At 67.7% G+C, this 10,409-nt stretch carries 11 protein-coding genes and 1 tRNA gene; 5 read left to right on the top strand and 7 right to left on the bottom strand.

Going from position 1 to position 10,409, the window contains the following annotated elements:
- Nucleotides 1-20: 20 nt before the first annotated feature.
- A complete protein-coding gene (locus AC07XS_RS13150; RefSeq protein WP_054764126.1) occupies nt 21-404 on the bottom strand; it encodes a type II toxin-antitoxin system VapC family toxin in 384 nt (127 codons plus the stop codon).
- Nucleotides 401-643: a type II toxin-antitoxin system Phd/YefM family antitoxin gene (locus AC07XS_RS13145; protein WP_054764125.1), complete on the bottom strand. Its 243-nt coding sequence runs from the start codon at nt 641-643 to the stop codon at nt 401-403. The genes AC07XS_RS13150 and AC07XS_RS13145 overlap by 4 nt, the downstream gene beginning before the upstream one ends.
- Nucleotides 644-754: 111 nt before the next feature.
- Here AC07XS_RS13145 and AC07XS_RS13140 point away from each other — a divergent pair, with 111 nt between their 5' ends.
- Nucleotides 755-2,878 carry an alpha/beta hydrolase family protein gene (locus AC07XS_RS13140; RefSeq protein WP_182714759.1) on the top strand — a complete coding sequence of 708 codons (2,124 nt, stop codon included), beginning with the start codon at nt 755-757 and terminating at the stop codon, nt 2,876-2,878.
- A gap of 81 nt (nt 2,879-2,959) precedes the next feature.
- Here the strand turns inward: AC07XS_RS13140 and AC07XS_RS13135 are convergent, their stop codons facing one another.
- Nucleotides 2,960-3,313: a hypothetical protein gene (locus AC07XS_RS13135; RefSeq protein ID WP_054764123.1), complete on the bottom strand. Its 354-nt coding sequence runs from the start codon at nt 3,311-3,313 to the stop codon at nt 2,960-2,962.
- 199 nt (nt 3,314-3,512) lie between these two features.
- Here AC07XS_RS13135 and AC07XS_RS13130 point away from each other — a divergent pair, with 199 nt between their 5' ends.
- The 4 genes from AC07XS_RS13130 (at nt 3,513) to AC07XS_RS13115 (ending at nt 8,305) form a co-directional block, all read left to right on the top strand.
- Nucleotides 3,513-5,546, top strand: coding sequence for an AsmA family protein (locus tag AC07XS_RS13130; protein ID WP_182714775.1), 2,034 nt, complete (start codon nt 3,513-3,515; stop codon nt 5,544-5,546).
- Nucleotides 5,547-5,623: 77 nt separating this feature from the next.
- Nucleotides 5,624-6,520, top strand: coding sequence for an alpha/beta hydrolase (locus tag AC07XS_RS13125; protein WP_054764122.1), 897 nt, complete (start codon nt 5,624-5,626; stop codon nt 6,518-6,520).
- A 337-nt stretch (nt 6,521-6,857) separates the two neighbouring features.
- On the top strand, nt 6,858-7,379 hold the full coding sequence (locus AC07XS_RS13120) for a ferritin-like domain-containing protein (RefSeq protein WP_321208124.1): 522 nt from the start codon (nt 6,858-6,860) through the stop codon (nt 7,377-7,379).
- A gap of 26 nt (nt 7,380-7,405) precedes the next feature.
- Entirely contained in the window at nt 7,406-8,305 is a 900-nt protein-coding gene (locus AC07XS_RS13115) for a manganese catalase family protein (RefSeq protein WP_152949091.1), read from the top strand.
- 58 nt (nt 8,306-8,363) lie between these two features.
- Here AC07XS_RS13115 and AC07XS_RS13110 read toward each other — a convergent pair.
- The 4 genes from AC07XS_RS13110 to AC07XS_RS13095 form a co-directional block, all read right to left on the bottom strand.
- Nucleotides 8,364-8,448, bottom strand: a tRNA-Leu gene (locus tag AC07XS_RS13110).
- A gap of 75 nt (nt 8,449-8,523) precedes the next feature.
- Nucleotides 8,524-9,072 (bottom strand): CcdC protein domain-containing protein, encoded by a 549-nt coding sequence (locus AC07XS_RS13105; RefSeq protein WP_152949090.1) that lies wholly within the window; start codon nt 9,070-9,072, stop codon nt 8,524-8,526.
- A gap of 53 nt (nt 9,073-9,125) precedes the next feature.
- Nucleotides 9,126-10,145 (bottom strand): fumarylacetoacetate hydrolase family protein, encoded by a 1,020-nt coding sequence (locus AC07XS_RS13100; RefSeq protein WP_182714758.1) that lies wholly within the window; start codon nt 10,143-10,145, stop codon nt 9,126-9,128.
- A 47-nt stretch (nt 10,146-10,192) separates the two neighbouring features.
- Nucleotides 10,193-10,409, bottom strand: a 217-nt coding sequence (locus AC07XS_RS13095; RefSeq protein WP_321208123.1) for a hypothetical protein, incomplete at its 5' end; no start/stop codon positions are given.

Raw genomic sequence — 10,409 nt, 5'->3', positions numbered from 1 at the left:
TTCGGCGAAAGGGAGCAAGCCTACCAGAGCCGGGCCACGCCGAAGCCGTCGAACAGGGTTTCGTTCGAGACCAGGGTCAGGTCGTTGAGCAGGCCCTGGGCGATCAGCAGCCGGTCGAAAGGGTCGCGGTGATCGCCGGCCATCCGACCGGCCAGGCTGGCTTCGCGCCAGCTCACAGGGAGTTCGGCGAACCCCTCTCGACGCATGACGTCCGCAAACTGCTCGGCCAGGGCGTGGGCGTTCGGCAGCTTGCCGATGCGAAACTTGATCGCGATCTCGATGGCCGACACGCTGCTGACAAAGACGGCGTCAGCGTTCCGGATGGCGTCGTCGGCTGCGCCCGACAGCCGTTCGTCGTCCCAAACCCACCACATCAGGGCGTGGGTATCGAGCAGGAGGTTCAATCTCCCCGGCCCTCCCAGAGGCGGAGTTCCTCTTCGGGCAGCGGATCAAAAAAGCTCTCGTCGAAACGCCCCATGCCCTTCAGCCGACCTCGCCTGCGTTCAGGTTTCGCCGCCTCGAACGGCACGATCCGCACCGCCGGCTTGTCGCCGCGGGCGATCACCACCTCTTCGCCGCGTTCGGCGGCGGCGATCAGTTTGGAGAGATGGGTCTTGGCGTGGTGGACGGTGACGGTGGTCATGTCTCGCTCCTTGGTCCAAGCAGCTTAGCTAACTTCTGAGCTGTCAGCAACTTCCGCCCGGCGAACGAGGGTGCTACGCCTCGCCGCTGCAAGCTTTGCGAGGACTGCTTCATGCGCCACCGTTCCCTCCTGTTCGCCGCCTGCGCGGCCGTCGCCTTCTCGGGCGCCCTGATGAGCGCCGCCCCGGCCCTGGCTCAGGTTCCGCCCGCCCCGGTTCCGGCGCCGGCCGCGACCCCTGACGCCTTCACCTATCAGGACATGATCTCGGCCAACCGGCTGGGCGATCCGCAGGTGTCGCCGGACGGCCGTTACGTCGTCTATTCGGTGACGACGACGGATGTGGAGGCGAACCGCCGCAGCGGCAGCCTGTGGATATTGGACCTGGAAACGCCGGACGCCGCGCCGCGCCGGCTGGCCATTTCGGACCAGGCCGCCAACACCGCCCGCTGGGGCGCCGACGGCAATCTGTATTTCCTGTCGGGCAAGTCGGGGACCAGCCAGGTGTGGCGCATCGCCTCGCCGACGGCCGCGCCGGTGCAGGTGACCAATCTGCCGCTGGACGTGAACGCCTATCGGATCAGTCCCTCGGGCGACAAGGTGGCGGTGTCTCTGGCCGTCTATCCGGACGCGGCCGACCTGAACGCCTCGGTCGAGATGGGCAAGGCCGTGGCAGAGCGGAAGTCGACCGGCCAGGTCTATGACCGGATGTTCGTGCGCCATTGGGACACGTGGAATGACCACACCCAGAACCACCTGTTCGTCCAGTCGATCGGCCGCAACGGCCAGGCGACCGGCAATCCGGTCTGGGTCACCAAGGGCTTCGACGGCGACACCCCGTCCAAGCCGTTCGGCGACGAAAGCGACTTCGTCTTCACCCCGGCCGGCGACTCCATCGTCTTTTCGGCGCGTCTGGCCGGCAAGAGCGAGCCGTGGAGCACCAATTTCGACCTGTGGAAGACCAACGGCCTGAGCGGGGACGGGACCTTCACCAATCTGACCCAGGACAATCCGGCCTGGGACGCGGGCCCGGTGTTTTCGCCGGACGGCCGCACCCTGGCCTATCGCGCCATGGCGCGGCCGGGCTTTGAGGCCGATCGCTATCAGATCGTGCTGATGGACGTGCAGAGCGGTCAGAAGCGCGAGATCGCCTCGAACTGGGATCGCTCGGCCGACACCCTGCAATGGTCGCGCGACGGCCAGACCCTTTATACGACCGCCGGCGACGTCGGCTCGACCAAGCTGTTCGCGGTGGATACGCGCAACGGGGTGGTGACGCCGGTCACCGGACCCGGCCATGTCTCGGCCTTCCAGCAGACGCCGTCGGGCTTCGTCTTCGCCCAGGACAGTCTGAAGTCGCCCAGCGATCTGTATTTCAAGACCTATCTGGGTCGTGAAACGCCGCGTCGCCTGACCCAGGCCAATCCGGCCCTGGAGGCCAAGGCCTTCGGGGACTACGAGCAGTTCAGCTTCCCCGGCTGGAACAATGAGACGGTCCACGGCTATGTCATCAAGCCGGTCGGCTATGTCGAGGGCCGCAAATATCCGGTCGCCTTCCTGATCCACGGCGGCCCCCAGGGCTCGTTCGGCGACAGCTGGTCCTATCGCTGGAATCCCGAAACCTACGCCGGCGCCGGCTATGCGGTGGTGATGATCGATTTCCACGGCTCGACCGGCTACGGCCAGGCCTTCACCGACGCCATCAGCCAGCACTGGGGCGACCGGCCGCTGGAGGACCTTCAGAAGGGCTGGGCGGCGGCTCAAGCGAAGTACGCCTTCCTGGACGGCGCCAACGCCTGCGCCCTGGGGGCCTCCTACGGCGGCTATATGATCAACTGGATCGCCGGCAACTGGTCGGACGCCTTCAAGTGCCTGGTCAATCACGACGGGGTCTTCGACACCTTCGGCATGGGCTATTCGACCGAGGAGCTGTGGTTCACCGAGTGGGAATACGGCGGCACGCCGTGGGACAGGCCGGAGGGCTATCAGAAGTTCAACCCGGCCAACCATGTCGAGAACTGGAAGACGCCGATGCTGGTGGTCCAGGGCGACCTGGACTTCCGCATTCCGACGGCTCAGGGCCTGTCCACCTTCACCGCCCTGCAACGCCGCGGAATCGACAGCCGCCTGATCGTCTTCCCGAACGAGAACCACTGGGTGCTGAAGCCGGCCAACAGCCTGCAATGGCACAATGAGGTGTTCGGCTGGCTGAACAAACACCTGGCCCCCGCCCAATAGGGGCGGTGCTCCGGAACGACGCCGGAACGACGAAGGGGCGCAGCCGCAAAGGCCGCGCCCCTTTTTTAATGCGCGACGGGGTTAGAGGCCGGCGCGGTCCTGGGTCGAGGAGACCAGCCGCTCGTACTGCCGCTCGGTCATGCAACGGGGCGCGGCCCAATGTTCACCCGCCCGGCGCGCGGCCATGGCGTCCTCCGCCGTGACGAAGACGGGCGCGGCGCCGAACTCGCGCTGGTAGGCGCGCCGGGTGGCGGCGTCGGTTTCACAGATCATCACCGGCTGGACGGCAGAGCTGCGCGTCTGAGCGCGGTCGAGCTCGGCGCGAACGGCCTGAAGACGGGGCTTATCCTGCGTTTCGGGCTGGGTTTGGGCGTGCGCCAGACCGGGCGCGATCAAGGCGGCGGCGATCAGGGCGGGGGTGATCAAACGGGTCATCGGGCATCCTCCTACGGCCTGAATTAAAGTCAGGACTCGGACCAAATATGCGCGCATTTTCTACAATGTAAAGCTATTGCGAAAAATATGCGGTAAACGGACCAATATCGAGGCGGATGAGGCGGGCCCGAAAGGGGCGGCGGCGCCAAAACCGCCTTGGGGCGTTGTCTCTGCTTCTGGAGGCCGGCCCTTGCCCAAGATGTTGAACTGGAACGCCTTAAGGACGGGGATCGGCGCGGGCGCCGCCTCGGCCAAGGCGCGCGCCGTCCAGGGACGCGACTGGATCAGGCGCAATGATCCCGTCTACGCCGCCGTGCGCCGCCCAGGACCGGCCGAATGGTGGGCCGGCGGCCTGACCCTGTTTCTGATCGCCGTCGTCCTGATCTTTCTGGCCTGGTTCGACTGGAACCGGCTGAGGGGACCGATCGGCCGTTGGGCCTCGGCGGAATATCACCGCGACATCGCCATCGACGGCGATCTGAATGTTCATCTCTTCAGCTGGACCCCCTCGGTCAGGGTCCAGGGACTGAAGATCGGCGGCCCGGACTGGGCGCGCGATCGCGACACGGCCAGAATCGACACGGTCGAGGCCTCGGTGCGGTTGCGGCGGCTGCTGGCGGGCCAGGTCGAAATGCCCCTGCTGCGCTTCACCCGGCCGCAGGTGGTCCTGATCGCCGCCGAAGACGGCCGCAAGAGCTGGGCTTTGAACGCCGACCACGCCGACGACGGCCAAGGCATGAAACTGCCGGTGATTCAGAAGCTGGTCATCACCGACGGGCGTCTGGTGTTCGAAGAGCGGCGGCGCAAGATGACCCTGGATGCGGCCGTCGATGCGCACGAAGGCGCAGACGGCGACGCGGGCTTCCTCCTGCAAGGCGAAGGGACGGTCAACCGGTCGCCTCTGACGCTGCGGATCGAGGGCGGGCCCTTCGTCAATATTCGCCGCGACCGGCCCTATCGCTTCAAGGCCCGGATGGCGGGAGCGGGCTCCAGCCTGACCGCTACGGGCGCCGTCACCCGGCCCTTCGACCTGGGTCGGTTCGACGCGACCCTGACGTTGGAGGGGCGCGATCTGGCGGACCTCTATCTGCTGACCGGCCTGACCCTGCCCAATACGCCCCCCTATCGGCTGAGCGGCGCGCTGAAGCGAAACGAGGCCGTCTGGACCTTCAACGACTTTGACGGCCGAGTGGGGGCCTCGGACCTGTCCGGCGATCTGCGGGTCCAGGGCGGCGGCCGGCTGCGGGTCGAGGCCGAACTGGCGTCGCGTCGTCTGGACATCGACGACCTGGCGGCCGTCCTGGGGGCGCGGACCGTCACCAATGCGCGCGGAACCGAGACGGAGGCGCCGGTGGCGAAGGGCGGAAAACTGCTGCCGGACGCGCCGCTCCAGACAGAACGGCTGCGCCAGATGGACGGCAGCCTGACCTATCGCGCCGCTGCGGTGAAGGCCAATGAGCTGGACGTGCGGGCGGTGAACCTGGGCGCCGAGCTGAAGGACGGGATATTGAACCTCGACCCGATCAGCTTCGACTTCAATCGCGGGGCGCTGAACGGGACGGCGCGGATCGACGCCACCCAGGCGCGGCCCTACAGCCGGGTCGACCTGCGGCTGAGCGGCTATCCTCTTGAGTCCATCGTGCCCGCCCGGAACGGCGCGCCGCCGCTGACGGGTCGTGCCCTGGGCCGCGCCCGACTGGAGGGACCGGGCGCCTCGGTCCACCAGTTCGCCGCCTCGTCCAAGGGCACGATCAGCCTGGTCGTGCCGGACGGGCGGATGCGGGCCGCCTTCGCCGAACTGTTGGGCATCAACGCCAGCGCGGGTCTGTTGAAGCTGCTGAGCGGAGATCAGTCGACCGCCCAGATCCGCTGCGCCGTCGCCGATTTCAACGTCAGCGGCGGGACGGCCACCGCCAAGACCCTGGTCATCGACACCGATGTGGTGCTGGCTCAGGGCGGGGGGACGATCGACCTTGGGCAGGAGACGCTGAACCTGCGGATCGACGGCGAGTCCAAGAAGCCGCGTCTGCTGCGGGTCTGGGCGCCCATCACCGTCCAGGGGCCGCTGACGGCGCCCCGCGTCGGGGTGGACGTCGGCGCCGTGGCGAGCCAGGGCGGCTTGGCCGGCCTCCTGGCCACGGTGGCGGCGCCGGTGACGGCCCTGTTCGCCTTCGTCGATCCTGGTCTGGCGGAGGATGCCAACTGCGGCCAGCTGATCGCCGGCGCGCGATAGGGCCTTCCGGAAAAGAGTCTCGACGGTGTGAGCCGATCCGCCTCGTCGGGCGTATTGAGGTCCATGGATCGGATCAGATGACGCGCCGGGGCCTTTTCGCGCCCGCCCTGGGACTGGTGGCGGCGGCCTGTTCGCCCCTGAGCTCCCCGGCGCTTTCGCCGCTCGGCCTGTTGAACAGTCTGGGGCCGCGGGATGCCGGCGCGCGTCGCGTGGCGCGCGACCTGCCTTACGGCGACGACCCGCGCCAGCGCATGGACCTCTATGCGCCCAAGGCGCCGGGTCCCCATCCGGTCCTGGTCTTCTTCTATGGCGGGGGCTGGGATTCGGGGTCGCGCGACCTGTATGGCTGGGCGGCGCAGGCCCTGGCGGCCCAGGGGTTCGTCGTCGCCCTGCCGGACTATCGGCTGGTTCCGCAGGTGGTCTTTCCCGCCTTCGTTCAGGACGCCGCCGCCGCGACGGCTGCAGCGGCCGAGGCGGCGGCGGACCACGGCGGGGAGCCGCGCCGCCTGGGCGTGCTGGGCCATTCGGCGGGCGCCTATCTGGCGATGATGATCACCCTGGATCGGCGCTATATGGCGGCGGTCGAGCGGCCGGACCTGATCCGGGCCGCGGCCGGTCTGGCGGGACCTTACGACTTTCTGCCCTTCGATGTGGCGGCGTCCCGCAACGCCTTCGGCCGGGCGCCCGATCCGACCCTGACCCAGCCGATCACCTTCGTCCGCCCCGACGCTCCGCCGATCTGGCTGGGCCACGGCACGGCGGACGTCGTGGTCCATGACGAGGACACCCGCCTGCTGCACGCGCGCCAGCGCGCCGTCGGCGGCCGGTCTGAGGCCAAGCTCTATCCCGGCCTGGATCACGCCGATCTGGTGGCGAGCTTCTCGCCCCTGTTTCGCGCCAAGGCCCCGGTTTTGAAGGATGTGACCGGGTTCCTGCGACGCGCTTTGGACCGGGACGACGAAACACTTGCTTAAGCGCAAAAGCATCTTTTCAACACTGCGACTTAGTGGCAAAAGCCTTCGCAGGTCGAACCTGTATCGTACCTCGATCTTCCACGGCCTGTTCCGAACCTGGCTGGCTCCGACGCGGCGACGCGCCGAACCTGACTGGCTCCGGTACAGGCCGTGCAGTGTCGGCCCGGTGTAACCGCCTCTCCGATCGCGCCGCAGAGGCGACCCTTCCACATCACAGGTCCGGCCGTCCGGCACGCGCATTACGGCGGCGATCGTTCCGGCGCGTCCGCTATTCGACACCCGGAAACATCGACCGGCAGGTCCGGTTACCTCCGCATCCCAATCAAGGAGCGGATGTATGGCTGTGATGACAGACGACGTCTGGCGCGAGGTGTTCGTGACCGGACTGAAGAACGCCCATGGGGTCGAACATCAGGCCCTGGCCCTGATGGACCGTCAGATCGAACGCGCCAAGAACTTCACCGAGGTCGCCGATCAGCTGACGGCGCACCGGGCCGAGACCGAACAGCAGATCACCCGGCTGGAACAGCTGCTGGGACAGTTTGACGAGACGCCTTCCGGCCTGAAGGACGCCGCCCTTTCGCTGGGCGGATCAATGGCGGCCATGGGCCATGTCTTCGCCGAGGACGAGATCCTGAAGAACGCCTTCGCCAACTTCGCCTTCGAGAACTATGAGGCGGCCGTTTACAAGGGGCTGATCCTCCTGGCCCGGCACGGCGACTATACCGCAGCGCTCGATCCGCTCGCTGCGACCCTGGAGGAGGAGCAGCGGATGGCCCGCTGGGTCGACGAGAGCCTGCCGACCCTGACCGATAAATTCCTGCGCCTTAAGCGCGAAGGCGAAAACCCCAGCCGTTGATCGGCGATACAATCTAGGATTGCTCCATGTTCATGCACAACAAGAAGCTGATGTATACGGTAAGAGTGGCCGAGCCGAACCCCGGCTTGGCCACCCTGATGCTGGAGCAGTTCGGCGGGCCGCAAGGCGAGCTGGCGGCGGCCATGCGCTACTTCACCCAAGGACTGGCCGACGAGGACGTCAATCGGCGCGACATGCTGATGGACATTGCGACAGAGGAACTGAGCCACCTGGAAGTCATCGGCTCCATCGTCGCCATGCTGAACCGCGGCGCCAAGGGCAAGCTGGCCGAGGCGGCCGAGGAAGAGGCGGATCTCTACGCCAGCATGACCTCTGGCGGAGACAGCCACACCATGTCGATCCTCTATGGCGGCGGCACGGCCCTGGTGAACTCGTCCGGCGTGCCGTGGACGGCCGCCTATATCGACTCCATCGGCGATCCGGCCTGCGACCTGCGCTCCAACATCGCCGCCGAGGCTCGCGCCAAGATCGTCTATGAACGACTGATCAATGTCACCGACGATCCGGGGATCAAGGACGCCCTGTCCTTCCTGATGACGCGCGAAGTGGCGCACCAGAAGTCGTTCGAAAAGGCGCTCTACGCCATCCCCGCCAACTTCCCTCCCGGCAAGATCCCCGGCCGGCCGGAGTTCGCCGACAAATATTACAACATGTCCCAAGGCGAGGGCGACGCCTCCGGTCCCTGGAACGAGGGCGAGCAGTGGGAGGTGGTGTCCGATCGCGAGATGCAGATGGCGGTGGACGGCGGCGACGGCCACGCCACGGTCGAGATGGACGCCAAGGCGGGCAAGGCGGTGGAAGCCTTCATGAGCCGGACCATGTCGGACCCCGAGTCGGACCCCGTGACCGGCGCGGACCTGGGCGCAGGGGCGGGCGCAGGTCGGACGACCCCGATCGAAGACTGAAGAGACGAGAAGAGAGACGGCGGGCGCGGCTGCGGCGGCGTCCGCCGGATCTGATCTTTGGTGCGGGTGGTCGGGCTCGAACCGACACTCCTCTCGGAACTGGATTTTGAGTCCAGCGCGTCTACCAATTCCACCACACCCGCACAGGCGCGAAGGCACCGCTCCTATACCGGCCTCGGCCGCAATTCAACCGCATCGGCGTCGGCGTCGGCCCACCGTCAAGCGGCGGGCGGCGCCGCGACCTCCACATGGGCGTCGGTCCCGCCGGCGAGGATGCGTTTGGCGCGAATGTAGATTTCGACGCGCTGCATGACGATCAGCCCCATGGCGAAGACCAGGAAGGCGTCGGTCACGGCCATTGCGTTCAGATGCCACTGGGCCGCATGACCTTCGATCAGGTCGCGCAGGGCCGTGCGGCCCGCGAACAGGGCGACCAGCAGGATCAGCCCCAGGGGCGAGGCCTGAGCCATGAGGCTGCCGTCCGGCTCCTTTTCGATGACCACCGTCTTGCCGCGATACCAGCCGGCCAAGCCCCCCAACAGTCCGCCCAAGGCCAGGATCGCCCAGCCGGCGGGGCCGAACGGCGCGTGGACCGCGCCGGGCGCCTGGGTCGAACCCCAAAGGCCAAGCGCGATCAGCGGCAGGACCACCGCAGGCGTCACCCAGATGAACTTCAGCTTCAGCGGCCGCCGCCGCCGGTTCCGCAGCAGGACAAGCGCCAGGACGGCCGGGAAGACCAGAAGCGGAATCAGTTTTTCAGGCGGCATGTCGTTCTCCGGGCCTCCCCCCCCGGAAGCCGACGTGGGGCAGCCTACACCCGTCAGGACCCGGCCGGAAGCGGGGCCACCGTCTGTTCGATGGCACCGAAGATGGAGCGGTGATGATCGTCCAGCATTTCGATCCGCACCGTGTCGCCGTGGGTCAGGAAGGGGGTTTCGGGCGCGCCGCGCAGGATCGTCTCGACCGTGCGGACCTCGGCGATGCAAGAATAGCCCAGGCCGCCTTCCGTGACCGGCTTGCCGGGTCCGCCGTCGGCGTCGCGGTTGGACACCGTGCCCGAGCCGATGATCGTTCCGGCCGACAGGGACCGGGTCTTGGCCAGGTGGGCGATCAGGGTTCCGAAGTCGAAGGTCATGTCGACCCCGGCGTCGGCCTTGCCGAAGTCCTTGCCGTTCAGCTGGACCGTCAGTTCGCCGTGCAGCCTGCCGTCCTTCCAGCGGTCGCCCAGGGCGTCGGGGGTGACGAAGACGGGCGACAGGGCGCTGGCGGGTTTTGACTGGACGAAGCCGAAGCCCTTGGCCAGTTCGGCCGGGATCAGATTGCGCAGGGAGACGTCATTGACTAGGCCGACCAGGCGGACGGCGGCCAGGGCCTCGTCTCGCGTCGCGCCCTGGGGCACGTCGCCGGTCACGACCACGATCTCGGCCTCCAGGTCGCAGCCCCAGGCCGGATCGGCCAGCGGGATGGGATCGCGGGGAGCCAGGAAGCCGTCGGAGCCGCCCTGGTACATCAGGGGGTCGGTCCAGAAGCTTTCGGGCATTTCGGCGCCGCGGGCGCGGCGCACCAGTTCGACATGGTTCACATAGGCCGAGCCGTCGGCCCACTGATAGGCGCGGGGCAGGGGGGAGGCGGCGTCCCTTTCGTGGAAACGGCCGCGCGGCACGGCCTCATGCTCCAGGCTCTCGGCCAGGGCCGCCAACTGGGGGCCGCAGCGGGCCCAGTCGTCCAGAGCCGCCTGGAGCGTGGGGGCGATCAGAAAGGCGTCGGTGAACCAGTGCAGGTCCTGCGAGACGACCACGAGGCGGCCGTCGCGGCCGTGCTTGAGCGAGGCGAGTTTCATGCCCCACGCCTAGACCGAAATCGCGCCGGGGGGAACAGAGGGAGGGATCAGTGGACGCTGCGGCCGTGGCCGGGCGCCTGACCGCCGGGGCGAGACGTGGACAGCTGGCGGTGGGCGGCGCGCAGTTCCTCGATCCGCTCCTTGCGGCGGCACCAGTGGTCGTTGAACTGGGCCACGGCCTCGCGCAGGGCGGCCAGCTGTTCGGCCTTTGTCATCTCTCGCTCGATCTCCTTCTCGACCGGTTTGGCGGGAACGGGAGCGGGC

The organism is Brevundimonas sp. GW456-12-10-14-LB3 (assembly GCF_059424365.1).
Note: the sequence above shows the minus strand (reverse complement) of the source record. Positions and strands in the feature narration are given on the sequence as shown.

What these genes read in the sequence shown, in the direction of transcription:
- AC07XS_RS13135 (WP_054764123.1), bottom strand. Translation starts at nt 3,313, where the DNA reads ATGACCCGTTTGATCACCCCCGCCCTGATCGCCGCCGCCTTGATCGCG.
- AC07XS_RS13125 (WP_054764122.1), top strand. Translation starts at nt 5,624, where the DNA reads ATGACGCGCCGGGGCCTTTTCGCGCCCGCCCTGGGACTGGTGGCGGCG.
- AC07XS_RS13120 (WP_321208124.1), top strand. Translation starts at nt 6,858, where the DNA reads ATGGCTGTGATGACAGACGACGTCTGGCGCGAGGTGTTCGTGACCGGA.
- AC07XS_RS13105 (WP_152949090.1), bottom strand. Translation starts at nt 9,072, where the DNA reads ATGCCGCCTGAAAAACTGATTCCGCTTCTGGTCTTCCCGGCCGTCCTG.
- AC07XS_RS13145 (WP_054764125.1), bottom strand. Translation starts at nt 643, where the DNA reads ATGACCACCGTCACCGTCCACCACGCCAAGACCCATCTCTCCAAACTG.
- AC07XS_RS13130 (WP_182714775.1), top strand. Translation starts at nt 3,513, where the DNA reads ATGTTGAACTGGAACGCCTTAAGGACGGGGATCGGCGCGGGCGCCGCC.
- AC07XS_RS13140 (WP_182714759.1), top strand. Translation starts at nt 755, where the DNA reads ATGCGCCACCGTTCCCTCCTGTTCGCCGCCTGCGCGGCCGTCGCCTTC.
- AC07XS_RS13100 (WP_182714758.1), bottom strand. Translation starts at nt 10,145, where the DNA reads ATGAAACTCGCCTCGCTCAAGCACGGCCGCGACGGCCGCCTCGTGGTC.
- AC07XS_RS13115 (WP_152949091.1), top strand. Translation starts at nt 7,406, where the DNA reads ATGTTCATGCACAACAAGAAGCTGATGTATACGGTAAGAGTGGCCGAG.